The organism is Paenibacillus sp. J22TS3, from assembly GCF_018403205.1.
Classification (GTDB): domain Bacteria; phylum Bacillota; class Bacilli; order Paenibacillales; family Paenibacillaceae; genus Fontibacillus; species Fontibacillus tuaregi.
Genome location: NZ_BOSF01000001.1, coordinates 1 through 22,542, shown reverse-complemented (window position 1 = coordinate 22,542; position 22,542 = coordinate 1). Strand labels below are relative to the sequence as shown.

Genomic DNA, 22,542 nt, shown 5'->3' with positions numbered 1-22,542 from the left:
GGCCGCCTAACGGGAGTTACAATGCTGCGGACATCATAACGCACAGCAGGAGCTGCGCCGCGCAGCGGGCATTCCGCCGCTTCGGATATGCTCGGGCACTGCCGGGCAGATCCCTTCACAGCAGCAAGCAACTATGCATCTAAGGAGTGAGACCTTTTGAGTATTCAGTATAATGCCGAATCCCGCATTTTTCATTTAACTGCGGGCGGCACCAGCTATGTTATGCAAATCATCCGTGACGGTTATTTGAGCCATCTGTACTGGGGTAAACGGCTCCGCCGCTATGCCGGCAGCAACGAGCTTCAATACCTGGACCGGGGGTTTTCTCCGAATCCCGATCCGGACGACCGTACCTTTTCGCTGGACACGCTGCCGCAGGAATATCCCGCCTACGGCGCAACGGATTTCCGCAATCCGGCTTATCAGGTCCAGCTGCAGGACGGCACCACCGTCTCCGACCTTCGGGTGCGTTCGCACCGGATCGTTGCGGGGAAACCAGCTTTGCCCGGGCTGCCAGCCGCTTACGCCGAAGACGGCAGCGAAGCGGAAACGCTGCTGATCGAGCTGGCGGACGAGGTGTCCGGCCTGGCCGCCACCTTGTCTTACACCGTCTATGAACAGCGGAATGTGATTACCCGCTCCGTTCTCCTGCGCAATGAAGGGACTCAGCCGCAGCAGGTGCTGCGGGCCTTTAGCGCAAACGTCGATTTCCGCGACGACGGCTTCGACCTGGTGCATCTCCCGGGGGCCTGGGCCAGAGAGCGGCATATGGAACGCCAGCCGCTGCATACCGGCATCCAGTCCATCGAAAGCCGCAGAGGCGCAAGCAGCCATCAGCATAATCCATTTTTTGCTTTGGCGCGCAAAGACGCCACCGAGCGGTCCGGCGAAGTGTACGCCTTCAGCCTGGTGTACAGCGGCAGCTTCACCGCTTCAGTGGAAGTGGACCAGTTCTCCACCGCTAGGGCTTCGATCGGGCTAAACGATTTCGACTTCAGCTGGAGGCTCGAACCGGGTGAAGCCTTCCAATGTCCGGAAGCGCTGCTTGTCTACTCGGCGGACGGCCTTGGCGGAATGTCGCGGACCTTTCACAGCCTGTTCCGCGAGCGGATGTGCCGCGGCGAATTCCGCGACCGGGAACGTCCGATCTTGATCAATAACTGGGAAGGCACCTATTTTGATTTTAACGCGGAGTCGATTGAACAATTTGCGGAAGCGGGTCGCGAACTCGGAATGGAGCTGTTTGTGCTTGACGACGGCTGGTTCGGCAAACGCAATGACGATAAAACATCGCTCGGCGACTGGTTTGTGAATGAAAGCAAGCTGCCGGGCGGGCTCGGCAAACTGGCCGGCTCCATCGTGGATAAAGGCATGAGGTTCGGCTTATGGGTTGAGCCGGAGATGATTTCGCGGGACAGCGAGCTGTACCGCAAGCATCCCGACTGGTGTCTGCATGTTCCCGGCCGCAGCCGGTCGGAGGGGCGCAGCCAGCTGGTGCTCGATTTTACGCGGGATGAAGTATGCAGCGAGATTGTACGCAGCGTATCGGATATTTTGCGCTCCGCTCCAATCACTTACGTAAAGTGGGACATGAACCGCCACATGACGGAAATCGGCTCCCCCGCCCTGCCGCCGGAACGCCAGCGCGAAACCGCACACCGCTACATGCTCGGTTTATACAAAATCATGGAAGAGCTGACGTCAGCGTTCCCGCATGTGCTGTTTGAAAGCTGCTCCGGCGGCGGCGGCCGGTTCGATCCCGGGATGCTGTATTACATGCCCCAAACCTGGACCAGCGATAACACGGACGCCGTGTCCCGCCTGAAAATTCAATACGGCACCAGCCTCGTTTACCCGGTCAGCACCATGGGCGCCCATGTATCCGCCGTTCCGAACCACCAGGTGCACCGCACCACAACGCTGGAAATGCGCGGGCATGTCGCCATGAGCGGGAACTTCGGCTACGAGCTGGACGTGACAGCTTTAAGCGAAGAAGAACAGACGGCGATCCGGAGTCAAATCGAATTTTATTCCGCCCATCGTGCGCTGATCCAGTTCGGCGATTTGTACCGGCTGCTCAGTCCGTTTGAGGGCAGCGAAACGGCCTGGATGTTCGTGTCCAAGGACAAGTGTGAAGCGCTCGTCTTTTACTTCCGGACAGGGGCGGAAGCGAACAGTCGCATCAGCCGCATTTTGCTTCAGGGACTGGATGAACAGGCGGATTACGCCTGCGAACAAGGAATAGTGTACGGCGGCGACGAATTGATGAGCAGCGGGCTTGCTATTCCCGCTTTGTGGAAAGAAGACTATGAAAGCATGGTGTGGAAGTTTACGCAAAGGCCATAATTTGAACAGAAAGGAGCTTGTCGCTATGCAAATTAAAAATGAAGCGATGCTGATTACCTACGCGGACAGCTTGGGCAGCAATCTGAAGGAGCTTAATGAAGTGTTGGACAAACATCTTCAGGGGGTCGTCGGCGGGGTCCATCTGCTGCCCTTCTACCCTTCGTCCGGCGACCGGGGCTTTGCGCCTATGGATTATACCAAAGTGGATGAAGCATTTGGTGACTGGGCCGAAGTGGAAGCTACGAGCGAAAAATTTTATATGATGTACGATTTCATGATTAATCATATTTCCCGCCAGTCCCCTTACTTCCAGGACTTCCTGGAGAAAAAAGACGAGTCGGCTTACGCCGATTTGTTCATCCGCTACAAAAACTTCTGGCCCGGAGGCGAACCTACGGAAGCGGACGTTGATCTGATCTATAAACGCAAGCCGCGTGCGCCTTATGTGGAAGTGACCTTCAAGGACGGCACAACGGAAAAAGTATGGTGTACTTTTGACGAGCAGCAGATCGATCTCGATGTGACCACCGAAACGACAAAAGACTTCATCCGGGACAACCTAACGTTCCTGGCCGGAAAAGGCGCTTCGATCATCCGTCTGGACGCATTTGCTTATGCCAACAAAAAAATCGGAACCAACTGCTTTTTCGTCGAGCCAGACATTTGGGAAATGCTCAAATTCTCCGAAGATATCGTCCGTCCTAATGGCATCACGGTGCTGCCGGAAATCCATGAGCATTACAGCATTCAGCTGAAGATTGCCGATCAGGACTATTATGTGTACGATTTTGCGCTCCCAATGCTTGTGCTGCATGCGCTGTTTAGCGGCAAGGTGAACCGCCTGGCCCACTGGCTGCGGATCTGCCCGCGTAAGCAGTTCACGACCCTGGATACGCATGACGGCATCGGCGTTGTGGACGTTAAGGATCTTTTGTCGGATGAAGAAGCAGAAATGACGCGGGAAGCCCTGTACAGCCAAGGAGCCAATGTCAAAAAAATCTACAGCACCGAAGCGTACAACAACCTGGATATTTACCAAATTAACTGCACGTATTATTCCGCACTCGGCAACGACGACCAGGCTTATTTGCTCGCCCGGGCACTGCAGTGTTTTGCTCCGGGTATTCCGCAAATTTACTATGTCGGCCTGCTTGCCGGGGAAAACGACATTGAACTGCTGGAAAACACCAAGGAAGGACGCAACATTAACCGTCATTATTACTCCCAGGCGGAAATCGACGCGGAAGTGGAGCGTCCGGTCGTGCAGCGCCTGTTCCAGCTGCTGCGGTTCCGGAACAGCTGCCCGGCGTTTAACGGTGAAATCAGCATCCAGGAGAGCAGCGAACACGAGCTGGAAATTGTCTGGACGCATGAGCACACCGAAGCCAAGCTGTCCGCCAATCTGCAGAGCAAGAAATTTACGGTTCAAACCCGGGAGAACGGCGGGGAGTGGACACCGGCATTCTGATTGGGTAATATAAAACAGCGCGTTGGCGAATGAGGAATCGCTGCGCGTTGTTTTTTTGTGTACACTGGAAGCAGACGATTTGTTGCACCCCTGGTCCAATGAGATAAGTCGCAGGTACTCGGTGAAAATAATATATTAGTTTGGGATCATTGTGGCACCGATTGTAGAAGCTTACGCGTTCGCGAGTTTCGTCCCCTTATTAAGAACGAAATTAAAAATATAGTGCTTAATTGATCGTAATTCCTCTCATGTATTAAAATAACTGACCAAATTGTTTCTTCACCAGGCTTATTTTTTTCTCTCTGCACATTATAAGGGTCAATATGCTTTTGCCAAGAACTCATTGGCTAAGCTTCCTTTTGCCGAATTTGTAAAAAAAGAAAAACCCCTGATTTTAATCAGGGGTTTCAGCCATCGATGTAATCCCTTTACAGACATATTAGTGAATCCGCTCCGGATGTCTCAGGCTCTCCGCTTGCTTTCCCCCCCGAAACCACTTACGGCGATCATAGGCGGCAAGTGTCATCCCCCCCGCCAGAAATGCACAAAACATATACATCCATGAATAGGAAGTCAGATCAGCGACCGGTCCCATCACCGCACCGCCTAATGAGACACCGAGATCGGCCATGGCGATAAATAAACCGATCAGAACATTGCGATCCGGCTGCGGCAGGACGAAGGATAAAAATGTCGTTAACGTCGGATATATAATGGCCTGGGCAGCGCCCATCAGAACCGCGCCAGCGTAAAGGAAAACAGCCCCGCCATGGATCGAATAGCTTATGCTTCCGGCCGCAAACGCGAGGATCAGCATCATTCCCATCATCAAGGAAGAGCACCATTGAGCGTCTGACGGAATTCTTTTGCGCAATGTATATCGAGCAATCACGACGACACTTGCCTGGATGGCCAAATAGATGCCGGCATTCCCCTGTGGCAGCGAAATAGCATAGACAGGAATAAAAGCCGTCGTTGCTCCGAATACCATGGAAGCCGTCAGCATGAGCAGGCTGCACTGAAACAGGAACGGATTTCTGACCAATTGGACATAAGATTTCAATAGACCTGCTCCCTGCTCAGCCGGTGCTGTTTGCAAATCGCCGGTTCTTTCCACTTTTATACTGTAACCAAACATTCCCGTGATGATCGCTATGGTGATCATGGTTATGGTAAAGAAGCTCATTCCTCCGCTTTGCCACAATGCCAATGCCAGGAGCGGACCAAGAATACCGGGAATATAGGTGAACAAGGAATAAAAGGATATGCCTTGCGAACGCTCCTTCTCGGGGAGCGCATCGATGATGCCAATTTGCAGTGACATGGAAAAAAATGCAGTCGATACGCCCTGCAAAATCCGCGCGACCAAATAACCGCTAAATCCCGTGATGGTATACAGAACCAAAGCAATGCCATTAGTGATCAGGATGAGACGCAGCACTTTCACCGGTCCATGCTTTTGAATGATCCGGCCTGCCCACGGCCGAAAAAACATCGTCGTGAACATATAAGCTCCCATGATCAGTCCGATGGACGTGCTGCTCGCTCCCCACGCTTTTCCCTGCAGCGGAATTATGACATTCAGTATCGCGTTGGCGCTAAAGTAAAGCAGTGCCAGCAGGTACAACCGGATAAAGGGCCAAGACATTGCCTGATTCAACCGCTTCTCCCTCCCTTCTTATCCATCTGGACGATACATGTTCCCGTTTAAAACGAAATCAAGGATTTCAACAATCGCTGCGTATAGGCGGACTGCGCCTCTTTCAGGTTCTCCACTCCTATGGATTCTTCAATCTGGCCATCCTTGACAACAAGAATCCGGTCACAAATGTAGGACGCCGCCATAATGTCATGAGTAATAAAAATGTAGCTCATAGCGTACAGCTGCTTTAACTGTTTTAACAGCTTCAGGACCTGAATTTGAACCGAAACATTCAGAGAGCTGACCGCTTCGTCCAATACGATGCATCGGGGCTCGGTCGATATCGCCCTTGCGATACATACTCTTTGAGCTTCTCCACCCGATAACTCATGCGCATACTTGTTCTTGTAGGCAGGGTCCAATCCAACTTGAGTCAATAGCAGGTCGACCTTACTTCGTTTCTCGTTCCGAGATAATGATTGCTGTGCATTCAGCAGCGGCTCCAGAATGGCTTGCTCCACGGTAAACATGGGATGGATGGATGAGCTATAATCTTGAAATACGGCACTCAGCTTACCTTTTCTCACCGTTCGATGGATTACGTTCTTCCCTTCGAATAAAACGCTGCCGCGATCGGGCTTCTCCAATCCCAGCAGCAGGCGGCCAAGGGTTGATTTCCCGCTTCCGCTTTCACCGAGGATCCCGAGACATTCGCCGCTGAAGCACTCGAAGCTCACATTCTTCAGAATCTTCCGGGGTTTCCCCGTGAACATCCCGCCAGTCTTGTACGACTTGTCGACATTCACGACGTTCAGCATGGCGCATCGTCCTCCTCCATGATCTGCTCGAAATGGGAGGCGAGCTCCATCCGCGTCGAGACCAAAAATTGCGTATGCGGATGGCTGGGCTGTTCAAAAACGGTTTGAACAGCCCCCCGTTCCACAATCTTTCCCTGGTTCATGATCAGCACGTCATCGGCGATTTTCTTTACGTCTCCCAGATCATGCGAAATAAAGAGCATGGAACAATCCAGTCGTTCGCGCAGCAGCCTCAATTGCTCGACAACTTCAAATTGCGTAATCGTATCCAGTGCCGTCGTAGGTTCATCTGCGATGATCAAGTCCGGCTCCAGGACGAGAGTCAAGGCAATCATCATACGCTGCAGCATTCCCCCCGACAGTTGAAAAGGATACCGGTTCATCAGGTCCAGCGGATTTCTCAGCGCTACCTTTTCCATAGCTTGGGACATGTTTCTTTCCATTTCGCTCTTGCTCCAACCATAATGGGTTTTCAGCGTTTCTTTGAAATGAACGCCAACGACACAGGACGGATCAAACGCCCGCATGCCGTTTTGTACAATCATGCCAATCTGTTTCCCTCTCCGCTTCCGCATGTCTTGGTCGGACAGGTCCGTCAGGTTTTCCCCCTGAAAAAAGATATCTCCGGAACTTGCAAGGGACGGAGAGTTCAAGCGAATCACCGACCGGCACGTCACGGACTTACCGCTCCCGCTCTCCCCTATGATAGCAAGGCATTTTCCCGACTCCACTTGAAAAGAACTGCCATGAATAATCGGTTGATGGGTCCTTGAATCCCAAACCTTGAGATGTTTAACTTCCAACATATTCATAAACTGATTTCTCCACCTTCTCCTCTTGACGGCTGTCTTGGGAGCGCATCCGTTTGGGATCCAGCGCAATCTGGATTCCATCCGCCAAAAAGTTAAATGCCGTTACCATAATCACCATGGCCGCGCCGGGTGCCAGCATCAGCTCCGGATGCGAGAACATCACGGACTTGGCCTCATTCAGCATCATGCCCCACTCGGCATTAGGCGCCTGAATGCCCATACCAAGAAAAGAAAGGCCGGATATTTGCAATATCATGGAACTAATGGAATTGCTCGCGATCACGGCGATATCTGAAAGAGTTACAGGAATGAGGTGCTTTCGTATAATGTTGACATGACTGATACCGCATGCTCTTGAAAACTGTATATAACCCATCTCAGAATACTGCATGACGGATGTGCGGATGACTCTGGCGAACCATGCCCATTTCATAACGACGAATGCAATCAATATGTTCCACAGGCCGGGACCCAGAATGCCAACGACAGCCAGCGTCATGACATAACCGGGAAACGAAAGCATGACATCGCAAGTTCGCATGATCAGGTTATCTGTCTTTCCTTTGAAATAACCCGCGATAAAGCCTACGACAGCCCCAATCCCTACCGAAATGGCCAGTGTGATCAATACCCACAGCACGCTTGGACGAATGCCAAAGATTAACCGGGATAATACGCATCTTCCCAAATGATCGTTCCCGAGCCAATAATCCCAGGACGGGCCCGAGTATCTTAGCTTCATGTTGACTTCATTCGGATCATGCGGGGCGAACACCGGGGCGCATATGCCTGCAAGAAGAATCACAAGCACAATCATCAGGGATGCCAGCGTCAGCTTATTTTGGCCTAGACTTCGTATGGTTCTCATCCGATCTCCTTTCTTAGTCTGGGATTAAGCGCGGCATTGACGATATCGGACAGAGCGTTAAAGAGAACGAAAGCCGCCGCCAATACCAGAACATACGCCTGTATGATCGGGAAATCTCTGCTCAAAATGGCATGAACGCTGAGCCTGCCGATGCCCGGCCACGCAAACACATTCTCAACAACGACCGTGCTGCCCAGGATCGCAGGAACGGACAGGCAAAAGATGGAGACAGTCACTTGCAGTGAATTTCTCAAAATATGCAGGACGATTTTCTTTTCCGGTAATCCGCTTGCTCTTCCATAAAGCACATAATCTTCATGTAAATTGTTCAGCATGGAGCTCCTTATATTTCGAAAATAGATGCCGACATAGCCTGCCGATATGACGGAAACAGGCAGAATATAGCTGCGTATCGTCTCCATACCGCTTGTCGGCAGCAGGTCCAGCTTCACCGAGAAAAACCAGATCATCACAGCGCCCAGCAAATAAGACGGCAAGGAGATCAGGAAGAAAGAAACCGCACGGACCGAATGGTCCACCAAGGTTCCTTCCTTGATGGCACAGAGAACACCTAAAATGATCGACAGTACGATAATGACGACCGATGAGACGAGAGTCAGCTGCAGCGTATGGAGAAATGCCGGACCGATCAATGACAGCACCGGTTGCCCGTTCACATAGGAATCTCCAAAATCCAGATGCAAGCATGCTACCAGCCAGTTTGCATACTGCACGATAAACGGCTCATTCAATCCCAAATCTTCTCTCGCCTGGGCCATCAGCTTATCCGTGATTTCCGGGACTTCCTGCGCCCGCAGCACCGCTTCAGCAGGGTCCATAGGTGACAGATTCACGAGGATGAAGGTCAGAAATGAAATCAGGAGAAGAAGCGGGAGAGACATCAATAATCTTTTGACAATATAAATTCCCATAAGATCTCCTTTGGCTCAAACTGCGTTACCGTTTATGGCGTGAAGTGCATTTGTTCAAAAGGAAGCTCAAATTGCGTTTGTTTGAATGAAACTCCTTGTAAACTGCTGGGAGCTACCACAGTAACCCGGCCATGGGTTAACGGAATAAAGACCGCTTCGTCATGAACGATGGTTAAAATGTCGGCGTAAAGCTTTTTCCGAGCCTTCTCATCCGTTGACGCCATGACCGCTTCGATATCACCGTACAGTTTGTCGGCTTCTTTAATCCCCTTAGTCGCATGCAGGTAGGATGACGTGGATGTGAAGGCTGCAATGGTGCTTTGCGGATCATAGGCCAGTCCCCAGGATTGATTGAACAGCAGATCATAGTCCCCCGAGGCTCTACGATTGGCGATGGAAGAGGATTCTTCTCCGATGATTTCCAGTTCCATGCCAATGTTTTTGACAGCATGCTGTATGTATTCAGCCTCCGTTTTTTGGGATGAAGAGTTGCTGTCGTAGTACAAGTTCATGGCAAGCCGTTTTCCTTCTTTGACTCTGGCACTCTCCGCATTACCGGCTACCCAGCCGGCGTCCTGCAGAATTTGTTCCGCTTTCTCCGCATCATAACCGCGCTCCTTCAACTCCACATTGGCGTAATTGACGTTGGACGAGAACAGTGTACTTGCTGGTGTTTCCATTCCGTCGAAAATATCCTGACTTATAGTTTCACGATCGATCGCGTACCACAGAGCTTCCCGGACCGCCGTCTCATGGACAGGACTGTCGGTTCTGCTGGTATTGGCAACGATCATCTTGGTATTCATCGCTTCGCTTCGAATGACTTGAAACTGCCCGGAATCAGCCAGCTGTTTCATCGATTCAGGATCAACGCTGTCCGCACCGCGGTCATCGGTGAACACAAAATTCACTTCTCCTTTTTGCAGCGCTAAAAAAGTGGTTTCCCCGGCGGGAAGGACTTTTGCGGTGATGCGTTTGATCGAGGGCGGGCCGCCCCAATAGTTTTCGTTGGCAACAAAGACTGCAATTTGATTCACTTTATGCTCAGCCAGCTTGTAAGGACCCGTACCATGGTAGCCGTTCAATCCATCTTTCGTTCCTCCGTTCTTGAAATCTTTGGGAGACACGAAAACATAGGGCCTGGTCATGGACAGTTCAACCAAAGTTGGATCGTAAGGCCCGGTCAATGATAACTTCACGGTGTACTCATCGACCACCTCGACGCTCTTGATCTTGCTGGATAATTTGATCCATGAATGCTTGTCGGCGTTGGCTTGAACAGCATCTATATTTCGCTTCACAGCTTCCGCATTAAAGGGCTCTCCATCGTGGAATGTAACTCCTTTTCTTAAGTGGAAAAGATAAGTTTTGCCGTCCTCCGAATTTTCCCACGATTCAGCCAGCAACGGCTTGATCCCGTCCTTCGTGTTTTCGACCAGAGATTCATATACCATGCCTTGGGCTGGCATGGACCCCAAGTATAAGTGAGGATTCATGTCATTGATATCTTTAGATGAAGCATAAGTTATTTCCGTTTCCGGCCTGCTTTCCGCTTGGCCGATTTCCGATGCCGCTCCTTCATGGGATTCATCGGTAGTGTTGCATCCACCAAGGAATGCAAAGGCAAGCAGCAGACCCGCAGCAACTCTTTTTTTCACAAGTTACCCTCCTGAACTTTACTATAATGGTTGTATTGATCATTGATCTAACTTCGGATGTGAGCAATTTCCCGGCAAATCATGCTGATATGTTCTTGAAAATCCTGAACAGTGAATGCATCCGACAGCAGCTCGCCCTGATGTGCTTGTGCCACTTCTGTAATTTTGTGCTCATACGTTTTGACGAACCGGTCTATGGTGGGACATCGCAACTCCAGATAATGGGCTATGCCCCGAATCACTTTAATGCGGTAGTAATCCTCCTTGGGCATCCTTGGGATATCCAGGCAGCCTTCTTTATTGAGAAACATCGATCGGATTGGCACCGCCGAAAAGTCAAAGTACTTCCCATCTGCGTCCGGTTCTGAAAATGGATCAATTAGTAACGACGAATACCGGATATACAGCAAGTATTCTTGATGGATGGCCTCCAACTTATTGAAGCGGTCGATGTCGTTGCGGGACAAACTCTCCGTTCTTACCGGGTAATTATCATCCGTCATGAATCGGAGAAGGTTTAACTTCTGTATATTTAATCGGTCTGTAATATCCATAATTTCTTTCCACTGGGACAGCATGTCACGAATCAGGTACTGTGTAATCGGACCTTCGGGATATAGCTTGTATACATACTTGGGGGTGTCCGGGTTATCGAAGATGGCCCCTAACGTGAACTCATTCATGAACAGCGGCGGATGAACGTACAACGAGATATTCCGGGTCTCCGCCTCAAAGGGGGTGGCCATCTCCTCCAAAGCAATGCCCAATGTTTCAAACATGCTGCGCAGCTTGTGAACAGCTGCCGAAGATTGCTGCGTTGAACCGATAAACACCTTCTTCTTGATACCGGTAGTAATGACTTGATTGGAGGGAATGCCATGCAGCCAACGGGTATCCCCCAAATAGGTAGAGAAGCTGATCACTTCCACATCAATATTCATACGGCGCAAATAGTTGCTGACCAGGCTGTTTGACCCGAACGTCGGGGAGATGAGCACCGTGCACCTCACGTTGTGCAGAAGCGAGGCATGTATTCGGTCCAAAACCTCGACATAGGCATCCGTGGTCACCGCTAAAATATACGTGTCCCATTCGCCCTCTATGGTTTCATATCCATGAAAAATCTGATCAATGATGCACTCGCCTTTCATCCTTCGATGCTGCTCATTTTGAACATCAGCCTGGATCCGTCGTTCACTGCGCTCAAGCGCCTCAAAAAAGTCGGTGGAACGAACCGAATCCCTTCCTACGATCCCCACATGGCATTTCATATACTTTTTGAAGAGGATCGCCAGTTGAATGGTCGCTGGGCCTGTTCCCAGCAACAAAATACGCTGGAGATGATCCATGAAGTGTCTCCTTTCCGGCTTGCCCTTTCATTTTTGATACAGCGCAATGTCAAACACATCGTCTGGCCGCAGCACGTACTCTGCAATCTTCCAGGTTCGCCCGTCAAGTTCTTTCATGGGATAATTGAATACCGATTTCAATCCGTCTCCGTACCTCATCGCGACAACCGCCTCGTCGTTGGTCAAGGGATAGAGCTGGTCCAGGATGTCATATTTTTGTTCAACCGTAGAGCTGAAAATGATGTGGGTCAGCCCTTCCAAATGTTCAAGCTGCTCCACGCGTTTGTTCTCCAGACGGATGTTCAAGCCGCGTCCCAATTGCTTGACGACACTGGATCCAAGCGCAATCGCTTCCTCATCGATATCAATGCCCACAACCTCCGCTCCTGTGCGCCTCGCGATCAACAGCGGTGTCATTGGAAACGAGCCGGCTCCCACCATTAACACTTTGGAAGCGGAAGTGATTTGAAAGCCGCCGAATTCTTTTTCGATGCAGGCTTCAATGTTTTTGAAGTAATCGGTGATTTCGGCATGCCCTTGCTGCAGACGGAGGGCCCGGTATTTTTCTATGATGGCGACGCAGCGCGCAGATATGGCTCTCAGCTGCCCGGCAATGCTGGTCAGCGCATCGGATTGATCCAGCTCCAGCTGTTCCCAGGCATTCCTGTTGTCTTCGTCAGTAACAAATCTGGAATAATCATCGATGACCAGCTTCAGCTCTTCGTAATGCAAGGCTGTCTGAATGTATCTGTGTACCAAGTCATCAAATTTGTCCAAGTAACCTTGCAGGCATTGATGAAAATCTACGGCAGTCAACATTCCGCTGTCCCTCTTTTCCTAATATAATGACTATATATCCACAAATGCTTTACCCCTGGCTACAATGCTGACGTTTCCGGAGATTGTAACGGTCTCCAGCCCCCTATTATTCCAGTAGGCTGCCACTTCAATCGTTCCCCCTGGCTGCCGGATGGAAGCCTCGATGGATTTTTGGTTTTTCCATGCCAAGTAGGCTCCAAGAGAAGCTGTCCCTGAACCGCATCCCCGCTCCCAGATTAAACTGTCCAGATTCGGAACATAAATCAGCGCCTGAAGTTCCTGGACTTGGGGTTGATACAGTAATATTCCGATCAATTTGGAGCCCGCTGCGGCTCCGATCACCCTGGCTATGGTTTGCGCGTTGATACGGGATGGCTCATCAAATTGCTCCACTTCCATGACGATATGTATGAAGTCCTCGTATCTGACAATCGCTAGATCCAGAGACACCTCCGCAAAGGGTATCGTTTTACGTTCGATCTGCTTCGGTAGCGGCATTTCTACCTGACAGACGTAAACATCCCTCTTGTTTTTGACCTCGCACGATACCAATTGATCGGTTCCTGAGACTTCAAGCAAAACACGGGTCGAAGCATGGGGTTTTATATTTTCTTCCGCTGCAATGTGGGCTGCCAAGGCCATGCAGGCGTTCCCGCAAAATTCACCTCCTGCCATTCTTAACGCGGCGCGAGCCGCACCCAGATTCGATTCTTCGATAAACCCCACTTGCTCGGCATATACGCTGTCATAAGACATGATTTTGGATGCGATGAGGGCATGCTCCCGCGTCGGATGCCGGGTTGCCACCAAAATCGTCATGTTCTGGGTGGGGCTGCATTTGACAAAGTCGATTTCCCTTCTCACGGCAACGACCTCACTTCAGAGATGTTCAACCTTATTCGTAATAATTACAATTAAAGTCGAACAAAATATACCATATGATTTTAGACAAGGTCAACAAATATTTCCATTAAAGAGGGTTACAAATAGTTCAGTTATTTTCTTCTCGACAGGAACGGAAGAATTATCGAATCTCCTATTTCGTTATGGCCATTGCACACGAATTTTTTATCTAGTCTGTAAGAATGCGTATGCTGGAATCAGTCTCGGGACAGAGCGGTCTTTCATTCAGGCGAACCTTTCAAGTAAATGGCATTCTAACTCTGCTCTCGAGCTCTATCAATAATTTCTATAAATTTGTGGGTATCCCCTGATCCCCGAACAAAAAATGCCCCTGCCCATGGAGGATATCATGAACAGGAGCATTTTTTAATATTAATTCTTCCGTTTCAATGGAGTTTTGCTGGCAAGATAAGATATGAGCCTCATCTTCAGCCTCATCTAAATTGTTCACCTTTAAGGTTACTCTCTCGCTTCCTTTGTTTGAGAAGTTAATGTCACTATAGTTGAGATTTTATTCAACGATCGTTCTCCCTTAGCTCAACGATTCTAGCCTGCTTTTTGGATAGACCTCAATCCAGGCATTTGGCGAAGCGCTCAGTTATTTGGATGCCCCTGTGCCAATCAGTCCCTCCGTTTTCAATCGTCCAGCATGCCTCGAGCACGCCTCGTGCCACACCCCACATTGCGATACGGCGAGGGTCCAAGCCGAGGCGATCGGCCATAATCGCAATCCGACCCCGCAGTACCTGTTCGCAATCACCGCCTCGATCTTCGTAGTTAAGCAGATACTGGATAGTATCAAAATGGATGTCGCCAATCAGTCCTTTGGGGTCAATGACAACCCATTGCTCTTCGCCTTGGCGAAGGATGTTATCATGATGCAGATCGCCATGCAGTAGATGATTCTCAATCGTGGTCGTAATGAGATACGCCAGACATTCTTCGGCATTTTCCACCCAGCTCTCAGGCAGTGGCGCGGCAATATTCACATCGTCGAATCGCTCGCGGTATCGCTCAATTGCCGCGAAGTGTTGTCTTATTGACGGGTACAGACTACCAGTTGGTGCAGGAAGGTGAAGGCGGCGAAATACTTTACAAAAGATATCAGTCGCACGTTCATCATCTTCAATTGTAGACAACGGAGTACCAGGGTTGGCACCCTCCAGCAGGACCATGCCCAACTCCTCGTCTGCATCTAGTACATGAATCGCCCCCCGGCCCTGATAGGCACGTAGCACACTAACTTCCCTAGAAAGCTCGTCCTTCATGAAAGATGATTTTAGGACTACTGGTTTCCCGCCGTTGAGCTTTGCGCGGAGCACAAAATTATAGGTTAAATTAGGAAATGGAGATTCCGGTGTGAAGTCGAACCGGCTTGCATAATCGTTAAGCAACCCAGGTAGGGCTTCCGACCATGCTACGCCTTGCTCACCGTAGAGTTCATTGATTCTTTCAATAAAAGTATCAGGGATCACAATCATGCCGCAATGTTTCCTTTCAGCGAAGTAGTCTGCTTCTTCTCTTCTTCGTCACTAGGTGATGTAATATCCTGTTTCGCCCAACTTCTCAGCATTATTCTGATAAATTGTAGGGAAATTAAAAGTGCAACCGAATTAAGAACAAACCTCTTTTTCCATAATAAAATCATCCATGACAAATCCATTTCCAATATCCGAAATTTGTTCCCGCACAGTCTGGAAGCCTTTTTTCTCATATACCGCTATACTGGAGTTGTTATTACGATTGACTGTTAGCCAAATATGACTTAGGTTTCGATCTTTACACAGCTTCTCCAGGAATTCCAACGCTTGGCTGGCATAGCCGCGTCCCCTATATTCCTTAGCTATATAAAACTTGCTTAGGAAGAGCTTCCCCTCTTCTTGTCTGAGCGAAATGTATCCCACTGCGGAGCCATGGTTATGGACCAAGTAATATTCATAGCCCAGATGATGGATCTGATCCGTAATCGCTCTAACCGATTGGAACTTTTCAATCATGTAATCAATCTGCTCGATTGTAATAATGGAAATATAATACTCCTGCCATATTTCTGCCGCCAATCGGGCAACCTCAGCAGTTTCTTCAGCTGTGTTCACGCGTGGGAACATTAGTTTCATAACATGTGCCTGCCTTTCTTGGATCTGTCGCTTTATTCTATCAATAAGAATATCATGAACTATCTTAGTTGCAACTTACGAAGTTGGATGTATCCTGCCCGTTAGCTTAATGGCATCGGTTACTTAAGCAGATATGTTATTGTCCTTTGATATACGTACCAGTATTCCACCTGAATGTAGGCACTTTTGTGCATTTTACATACAAATATACCTACATAAAAACAAAAAAGCCTGCTAAATCAGGCTTTCATTAAATTAACATGTAGGTAACTTTGTGTCATTAGACAATCTGTGCGTGTTGTGCTTTCAGGACGTTTCATCAGAATTTCAGTGAATTTAGACATCAGTTTCTCTACTTCTTTCTCAGTCGCATACTTTGCATAGCCTCGAATTGCAGTCAATCTCATATCTAGGTAGCGCTCTTTTTTAAACGCTTTTAAGAAGAATTCCTTTAAATCAATATCTTCACAGAACACAAGTGCTTTCAATATTGAGTTGCGTACAAATTTTTAGCCTTAAAATATAGTTCTATTAAAAATTCAACATCTTCATTTGTCAACGTTATATCCTTACATCTTCCAGTAACTGCTGGAAATCGCCTTTATTTTCAAACCCTCTTTTTTGGGACATTTTTTTAAGCTCTTCAAGTTACTTTCATGCACTTTCTTGAGCCAGGCATCCCAGAAGATGCCTGGCCGTTTACCGTTATTAGAAGTTAGCGTATTCGTCCAACCTTTATTATTTTTTCAGAAGATTGATATGATCCAGTTCCGTGCTGCTGCTAAAAATAAATTCAAGTTTATAAGCGCCGCGGATGTAAGTCAGCTTAGTTTGGGTCAGTTTGCCCGTTCTGATCGTAGTGACCGAGTTTGGCGCAAACCAGTTTTTCTTCACCATAGCGATCGTGATGCCGCCGATGTTCGTTTGACGTTCTACATTGGTTCCGAAATAACGCATTTCACGGATTTTACCCAGCTTATAGCTGAAGGCGTATCCCGGTGTCCCCATGTCCGCTCCGTAAACGTCGAAGCCATCGGCGTCTTTAGCCGGCATTGACGCTTTGCCGATAGTCTTAACCACTTCTTCTTTAGTCGTTTTGCCGACTGTGAAGCTGCTTACAACACCGGGAAAGTGGCCGTTAAGGGCAGGTTTATAAAAGCTGTTCAACGTATTCAATGCTTTCTGGGAATCCGATTGGCTGACCGAAGCTGCGTGGGCCTGTGGAACAGGTACTACAGTGCTGTACAAGCCTGCTGAGCCCGCGCCGATTACGCCGGCTGCAGTTAATGCGATAGCTGCTTTTTTGAATGGTGTTTTTAAGTTCATGATGATCTCTCCTTTTATGACTCTCACCAATTTTATTTACCCATAATTTTTTTGTTATTGACTGCCAGGTTTCTTTTCCTTTTACCCTGATGTCTCAAAAGCTATCTCTACTATAACGAACGCCTCCTGTGAAGGGGTTACGATCTCATGAAAAGGTTATATCAATTTTGATACTCTCATTTGCGGGTAACGGGTGCAGCTGTGATAAAATATAATCTTAAGCTTTACTGCTGGAACAATGGAGGAACATACATCGATGAATTTGTCATTTACCACCTTTACGGAGTGGGATCAGAGCTGGTGGAAAAAGCTGAAACCCATCTATGAAGAAGCCTTCCCGCACGGAGCGAAACCGGAATCCATTTTAAGCAGCATGCTGGACCGGGGAATTGCGTGCATCCACGGGGGGGATATAGGTGGAGAAGCTGCAGCCATGGCCGTTACCGGATTAAGCGGGTCTGAGGAAGAGCCGACGCTGATTATCGATTACATGGCGGTTCGCCGCGATCTTCGCGGGCAATGCTTAGGTTATCAATTTCTGCAGCAGATTAAGGATTGGGCTGTGCAGGAGCACGGAATCAAAGCGATCATTATTGAAGCGGAAGCCGAAGATAATGAAACCAACAGGGCACGCCTTCAATTCTGGGAAAGCTGCGGATTTACAGCAACAGCTTACGTACATCCTTACATTTGGGTGCCTGAGCCTTATCGGGCCTTGTTTCTGCCGCTTGTGCCGGACTTTGAGGTTAAGGATGACGGTAAATCCCTGTTCCGTTACATCACTTCTTTCCATGAAAAAGCGTACCGGAAACGGTAGGCTTTTCTTTTCACGTTAGCCTAGAGCCCAGTTTAGAAGTTCAAATTTAATTTATTGAACTATTTCGGTTTAAATCGTTTTAATCATATTTCCATCAATAACGTAATCTGCTCCGGTAATCATTGAAGCTCGCTCTGAAGCAAGGAACACGGCAAGGTTCGCAATATCTTCGGCTTCTGCAAATTTCCCCAATGTTATACCAGCCATTTTAGGCAGCTCTTCAAAAACTTTTTCGGAATCCATCGCTGCAACTGAACCGATGGTTTTGGCCATTCCATTCTCAGCGTCTTGCCACAACGGTGTTACTACCGGTCCAGGTGAGATCGAGTTAACTCTAATATTACGAGGTCCAAACTCACCAGCCAGCATTTTCGTCAAATTATTAAGCGCCGCTTTGGTGGTGCCATAAATAGGCAATAACAATTCGGGCATTTGTGCATTTACTGAAGAGATATTTACAATCGCACCCTCATTGTTCTTTAGGATATGCGGTAATGCTGCTTGAGTAAAACGAACAATGCTAAACAGGTTTAAATCAAAAAGTTGTTCCCATTCCTCATTTGGCGTAGCCAAAAAACCTTCTCCTCTCCTCTTGTCAACCGCCCCGACACTATTGATTAAAATGTCGACTCTGCCGAATACGCCACCGAGTTTTTTAGAAAGTTCAACGGTATTGCGTTCCGTACTGACATCAATAGGTAGATGTTTGACTGATTTGTTTTCAACAAGATCAGCTAATTCCTCCGTTAATGTCCGACTTACCGCGACGACACTTGCCCCTTCCTCGATAAATTTTCGAACGATAGCGAGTCCAATTCCTTTACTTGCTCCGGTAACGACAGCTACTTTGTTGGATAATTTAAGATCCATGTTTACCTCCTAAAGCTAACGCTTTTAAAATTTAAATTCCTTTATTTCCAAGCATTATTCCTCTGATGAAAACAATGTTTCGAAGCGATACGCTGTGCGATCTGAATTTGCATGAATGAAGTGTAGAATGATCGACCCTTGTTTTTACGCAATAGGCGTACCGTTGGGTATTTCAGTATCGGGCTTTAATAGAATAACATCTCCTTTTTCCGGGACTGCTCCCAACACTAATACCTCTGATTTGAATCCAGCAATGCGCCGAGGAGGAAAATTGACGATTCCTATAATTTGCTTCCCTATAATTTCCTCAGCCTTGTAACGCTTAGTTAGTTGTGCACTTGAGGATTTCATCCCGATCTCCGGTCCAAAATCAATCTTAAGCTTTATCGCAGGGACTTTTGCTTCTTCAAAAAACTCCGCTTCCCTAATCGTTCCGACACGGATATCTAATGCTGCAAAATCATCGATCGTTGCCAACGCTTAGCCTCCTCCGCTAAAGTTTTTAACCGCTCACGAAAATATCTCTCACGCTTTCCCGACAGAACCTAACGAGTTCCACTCGGTGTTGCTCTTACTGAGCTGGGCGGAACGGCTGCAGGAGCCTTATCCCTTCCTCAATAGATCCCTCCATTAGTTCTAAGAGCTGGGGCACCAGTTCCTGCATCCGGGGGGCGTTCAGGTGCCGATCGAGAGCATCCCGGTTTTCCCAGCGCTCGTAGATGATGAATGTGCCTGGCTGGTCTTCTACTTCGTGAGCCTCGTAGTCAATGTTGCCCAGGTCGTTGCGCGACGGGGTGACAGCAGCAGTCATGAATGCCTTCATCTCGGCTTCTCTCCCTGCCTTAGCCCTCGCCTCCCAGAGTACAGTAACGTAACCGTTCTTAGTATCGTTCATACTAAATCCTCCTAATTTATAAAATAATTTGTACTTTTGCGTTTTTCTCAAATGGGCAAATTCCCCGCTTATGCTTGAAATTCCAGGTAAAAATGCTCGTTACTGCAGCTTCATCTGGCTGCGGAGCATCCGATCGAGGAGTTTATCCGGGAGAATTCGGACTAGTCGGGTCAGCAGCGCGGAATCGCGACCAACCGTATAGCGGGTGCGCGGCTTACTTACGTGGATTGCTCGTGAAACCACTGCTGCCACTTTCTCGGGGCGGATACCGTCCGCTGCCCACGTTTCAGCCTGAGCCTTCACGGCATCAAAAAGACGATCATGGCGCTTGTGCTGGTCCGGTGTCATTAACTTGGCCAGCCGCTCCGCCGTCGTAATCCCTTGCTCCGACAGGCCTGTGCTGACGCCACCCGGAGTGATCATGATTACCTTGAGGCCAAACGAGGACATCTCCCTGCGGAGACTGTCATTGATCGCTTCCATAGCATACTTTGCAGCCGAATAAATTCCGAAACCGGGCATGGAGACCTTGCCGCCAAGCGAACCGATATTGACCACGCGCCCGCCGCTGTTCAGCAGGGCCGGGGTAAGCGCCTGAATAACCGCGACCTGCCCGATCACACTGACTTCGATCTGGCGGCGAAATTCATCCAGTGGAACCATCTCAAGAGGTGCATTAACGGCGATGCCAGCATTGTTGACCACGGCCCGCAAAGGGCGACCAAGCGGATCTTGCTCCACCCGTTCGGCCAGCGCCTTTAGTGTGTTGATATTGGTAACATCGACGATCACCGGTTCGATATTTTTGCGTTTGATTTTGTCGGCGTCTTCTTGACGACGAACCCCCGCCAAAACATGAAATCCTTCAGCGGCGAGCTGCTCCGCGGTAGCCCTGCCGATACCGCTGGACGTACCTGTGACGACGACCATCTCTTGAGTTTTGAATGGCATAGTAACCCTCCTAGGTTTAAAAAGATGTGGATCACTGTATAGCACTGCTATACGTTCATTATAGCACCGTTATACAAAGCTGTCTATAGCAGTGCTATATTTTTCTCGGAGTGTTGTTCTGCGGTCCGAACATCGTTTTGACGGGCGTAGCGAGATGTACTCGGCCCTCACCAAGTACCATGGCGGGAGGGGTTAGATTTATCGCTGCATGGAACTTATGGAAGTGGAGGTCAGCCTCTCCGGCGCCAAGTCTGCCGCAGTTCTCCAAATAACTTGTCACACAACATTATTTCAAGAGAACTAATGCTCGCATCCCCAAACATGAAAAAGATCGCCACCCTCCTGGAGGACCAGGTTGGATAGGCGATCTTTCTTATGTCTCTCTATTCGGAAGCTTCCCCTCTACCATAAAACAAAGCCCCTAAATCGGGGCTTTGCCTGGAGTCTCAAGGCTCCGTCACCCGAATCCCTCATTTTGAATCGGCGTCCGGCCTTTGGATCAAAATGATCTGCATCACGCTTTCCCGAATGAGATCAATGACGTCGGGTTGGGGTGGGGGAGTCTTACGAATCTGGGCAGTCACATACAGCCAAGAGGCCGTATTGGCAGAAGCCCAGACCAGATCTGCCGCAGCCTGGGCTGACACAGCCAATTTGCCTTCGGCATCGACTCTCTGAACATTTTGCACTAGTGCTTGGTGCGACTGATCTGCCGCCTCGATATGGGCGCCCTCGAGCAACCGCCCCATCATTGCCGCATAAATCCGAGGACGGGCTGCCGCGAAGCGAACATAGTCATCCCATCCTTGCCGAAGGGCCATTTCTGGAATGGTCGACTCCACTGCGGCAATCTTGCTTTCAAATAACTGTTTGAACGCTTCTACTATAGCTGCACTCAGAAGTCCATCGGCATTGCCGAAATGGTGGTAGAGCGTAGGAGCCGTAACCTGGGCGATCGCAGTTACGGCTCGCGTCGAAAACTGGGCTCCTCCCTCCTCTTCGAGTACCTTAAGAGCAGCTGCCAATATTTTGTCATATGTGTTCATAAGTCCATTATAGCAGTGCTATATACGAATGTCCATAAGGAAGGTTGTACGCAGAGTTCACAGTATTTCGGCCCCTCTCAGAATTGTTCCAGCGGTCCAATTATTCGTCGTCTTGCTCTATTTCGTACCCTACTTCAGATGCTATTTGGAGACCTTTTGGAGAACCACAGTCTACTTCACTATGTTCAGTGACTTCTCCATTTACATATGAAGTTCTACCGCAGAAACTCCATAACTCTTCACAGAAGGCTACCTCAAAGCTGCATTCAGGGTATTGACCTGAAATATTCATCCATAAGCCGTTAGCAGGTGACCAAGCTGTCTTAAAGCTAAATGATATCTCCATCATTTGATCCTCAGGGTCATTATCTAGTTTATATTGAATGCTCTCTGCCTGCTCGAATTCGACATCATAAGTCCCCCATTTTGTACCCCAATTTTTATTAGCCCATGTGTACCAATCAGCACACCCATATTTTTGGACTATGGAATCATACATTTCTCTAGTTAGCGGTAACCCTGATGTTACCGCACGCGCATTCTTTGCTAAAAGTTCAGCCTGCTTATTTCGAGCTTGTGCGTACTCTTCTTCAGTTACAATTCTTACAGGGGAAACGGTGTTATTAAGTGCTTCAGGCATAGGGAATAGAAGGTTAAAATCTATCAAATCCTCTTCACTATCTGCGACAGTCGCCCTTCTGATAATATCCTTCAGCTGTCCAACAGTCCCTTTGATTACAACTCTGGAATAAATATGATTTGTCATCTGCTAACTCCTTGAATTGTCAACATTAAATCAGACAGCTTTTTTAAGGGCTGCTTGACGATACTGAACAGGCGTCATGTATCCCAGAGATCCATGAATTCGATGCTTGTTAAACCAGTTGACGTAGTCGTATAGTTCC

Annotated in this window: 23 protein-coding genes; 3 read left to right on the top strand and 20 right to left on the bottom strand. The window is 48.8% G+C overall.

What is annotated here, in order from left to right; all coding sequences use genetic code 11:
* Positions 1-156: 156 nt before the first annotated feature.
* Together KJS63_RS00115 and gtfA are read left to right on the top strand one after the other, a co-directional pair.
* Positions 157-2,346 carry an alpha-galactosidase gene (locus tag KJS63_RS00115; protein ID WP_213617430.1) on the top strand — a complete coding sequence of 730 codons (2,190 nt, stop codon included), beginning with the start codon at positions 157-159 and terminating at the stop codon, positions 2,344-2,346.
* 25 nt (positions 2,347-2,371) lie between these two features.
* Entirely contained in the window at positions 2,372-3,814 is a 1,443-nt protein-coding gene (gene gtfA, locus KJS63_RS00110) for a sucrose phosphorylase (protein ID WP_213617429.1), read from the top strand.
* A 439-nt stretch (positions 3,815-4,253) separates the two neighbouring features.
* On the opposite strand, the gene cntE is transcribed toward gtfA, so the two are convergent.
* From cntE to KJS63_RS00045, 13 genes are all read right to left on the bottom strand, one after another.
* The gene (gene cntE, locus KJS63_RS00105; RefSeq protein ID WP_213617428.1) at positions 4,254-5,474 is read right to left on the bottom strand and encodes a staphylopine family metallophore export MFS transporter CntE; all 1,221 of its coding nucleotides are present in this window, start codon (positions 5,472-5,474) and stop codon (positions 4,254-4,256) included.
* A gap of 47 nt (positions 5,475-5,521) precedes the next feature.
* Entirely contained in the window at positions 5,522-6,274 is a 753-nt protein-coding gene (locus KJS63_RS00100; protein ID WP_213617427.1) for an ABC transporter ATP-binding protein, read from the bottom strand.
* On the bottom strand, positions 6,268-7,086 hold the full coding sequence (cntD, locus tag KJS63_RS00095; protein ID WP_213617426.1) for a staphylopine uptake ABC transporter ATP-binding protein CntD: 819 nt from the start codon (positions 7,084-7,086) through the stop codon (positions 6,268-6,270). The genes KJS63_RS00100 and cntD overlap by 7 nt, the downstream gene beginning before the upstream one ends.
* Positions 7,067-7,954 carry a staphylopine uptake ABC transporter permease subunit CntC gene (gene cntC / locus KJS63_RS00090; protein ID WP_213617425.1) on the bottom strand — a complete coding sequence of 296 codons (888 nt, stop codon included), beginning with the start codon at positions 7,952-7,954 and terminating at the stop codon, positions 7,067-7,069. Before cntC ends, cntD begins: the two co-directional genes overlap by 20 nt.
* Positions 7,951-8,886 (bottom strand): nickel/cobalt ABC transporter permease, encoded by a 936-nt coding sequence (gene opp1B / locus KJS63_RS00085; RefSeq protein WP_213617424.1) that lies wholly within the window; start codon positions 8,884-8,886, stop codon positions 7,951-7,953. The genes cntC and opp1B overlap by 4 nt, the downstream gene beginning before the upstream one ends.
* 32 nt (positions 8,887-8,918) lie before the next feature.
* The gene (gene cntA, locus KJS63_RS00080; RefSeq protein WP_213617423.1) at positions 8,919-10,544 is read right to left on the bottom strand and encodes a staphylopine-dependent metal ABC transporter substrate-binding lipoprotein; all 1,626 of its coding nucleotides are present in this window, start codon (positions 10,542-10,544) and stop codon (positions 8,919-8,921) included.
* Between the two features lie 47 nt (positions 10,545-10,591).
* Positions 10,592-11,893 (bottom strand): opine metallophore biosynthesis dehydrogenase, encoded by a 1,302-nt coding sequence (locus tag KJS63_RS00075; protein ID WP_213617422.1) that lies wholly within the window; start codon positions 11,891-11,893, stop codon positions 10,592-10,594.
* A gap of 27 nt (positions 11,894-11,920) precedes the next feature.
* Positions 11,921-12,712 (bottom strand): nicotianamine synthase family protein, encoded by a 792-nt coding sequence (locus tag KJS63_RS00070; protein ID WP_213617421.1) that lies wholly within the window; start codon positions 12,710-12,712, stop codon positions 11,921-11,923.
* 30 nt (positions 12,713-12,742) lie between these two features.
* Positions 12,743-13,576, bottom strand: a complete 834-nt coding sequence (locus KJS63_RS00065) for a histidine racemase CntK family protein (protein WP_213617420.1) — start codon at positions 13,574-13,576, stop codon at positions 12,743-12,745.
* A gap of 325 nt (positions 13,577-13,901) precedes the next feature.
* Positions 13,902-14,066: a hypothetical protein gene (locus KJS63_RS00060; RefSeq protein ID WP_213617419.1), complete on the bottom strand. Its 165-nt coding sequence runs from the start codon at positions 14,064-14,066 to the stop codon at positions 13,902-13,904.
* Positions 14,067-14,184: 118 nt separating this feature from the next.
* On the bottom strand, positions 14,185-15,096 hold the full coding sequence (locus KJS63_RS00055; RefSeq protein WP_213617418.1) for an aminoglycoside phosphotransferase family protein: 912 nt from the start codon (positions 15,094-15,096) through the stop codon (positions 14,185-14,187).
* Positions 15,097-15,228: 132 nt separating this feature from the next.
* Entirely contained in the window at positions 15,229-15,732 is a 504-nt protein-coding gene (locus KJS63_RS00050) for a GNAT family N-acetyltransferase (protein ID WP_213617417.1), read from the bottom strand.
* A gap of 738 nt (positions 15,733-16,470) precedes the next feature.
* Positions 16,471-17,058, bottom strand: coding sequence for a YjgB family protein (locus tag KJS63_RS00045; RefSeq protein ID WP_213617416.1), 588 nt, complete (start codon positions 17,056-17,058; stop codon positions 16,471-16,473).
* 256 nt (positions 17,059-17,314) lie between these two features.
* On the opposite strand from KJS63_RS00045, the gene KJS63_RS00040 reads away from it, so the two are divergent.
* Positions 17,315-17,875: a GNAT family N-acetyltransferase gene (locus KJS63_RS00040; RefSeq protein ID WP_213617415.1), complete on the top strand. Its 561-nt coding sequence runs from the start codon at positions 17,315-17,317 to the stop codon at positions 17,873-17,875.
* Positions 17,876-17,944: 69 nt separating this feature from the next.
* Here KJS63_RS00040 and KJS63_RS00035 read toward each other — a convergent pair whose 3' ends face one another.
* From KJS63_RS00035 to KJS63_RS00005, 7 genes are all read right to left on the bottom strand, one after another.
* Positions 17,945-18,745 carry an SDR family NAD(P)-dependent oxidoreductase gene (locus KJS63_RS00035; protein ID WP_213617414.1) on the bottom strand — a complete coding sequence of 267 codons (801 nt, stop codon included), beginning with the start codon at positions 18,743-18,745 and terminating at the stop codon, positions 17,945-17,947.
* Between the two features lie 144 nt (positions 18,746-18,889).
* On the bottom strand, positions 18,890-19,222 hold the full coding sequence (csaA, locus tag KJS63_RS00030; RefSeq protein WP_213617413.1) for a chaperone CsaA: 333 nt from the start codon (positions 19,220-19,222) through the stop codon (positions 18,890-18,892).
* Positions 19,223-19,316: 94 nt separating this feature from the next.
* Positions 19,317-19,640 carry a putative quinol monooxygenase gene (locus KJS63_RS00025; protein WP_213617412.1) on the bottom strand — a complete coding sequence of 108 codons (324 nt, stop codon included), beginning with the start codon at positions 19,638-19,640 and terminating at the stop codon, positions 19,317-19,319.
* Between the two features lie 99 nt (positions 19,641-19,739).
* Positions 19,740-20,591: an SDR family NAD(P)-dependent oxidoreductase gene (locus tag KJS63_RS00020; RefSeq protein ID WP_213617411.1), complete on the bottom strand. Its 852-nt coding sequence runs from the start codon at positions 20,589-20,591 to the stop codon at positions 19,740-19,742.
* A 470-nt stretch (positions 20,592-21,061) separates the two neighbouring features.
* Positions 21,062-21,637, bottom strand: a complete 576-nt coding sequence (locus tag KJS63_RS00015; protein WP_213617410.1) for a TetR/AcrR family transcriptional regulator — start codon at positions 21,635-21,637, stop codon at positions 21,062-21,064.
* 100 nt (positions 21,638-21,737) lie between these two features.
* Entirely contained in the window at positions 21,738-22,403 is a 666-nt protein-coding gene (locus KJS63_RS00010; RefSeq protein ID WP_213617409.1) for a DUF1281 family ferredoxin-like fold protein, read from the bottom strand.
* Between the two features lie 30 nt (positions 22,404-22,433).
* Positions 22,434-22,542: IS3 family transposase (locus tag KJS63_RS00005; RefSeq protein WP_213618275.1), on the bottom strand; the 109-nt coding region annotated here is incomplete at its 5' end.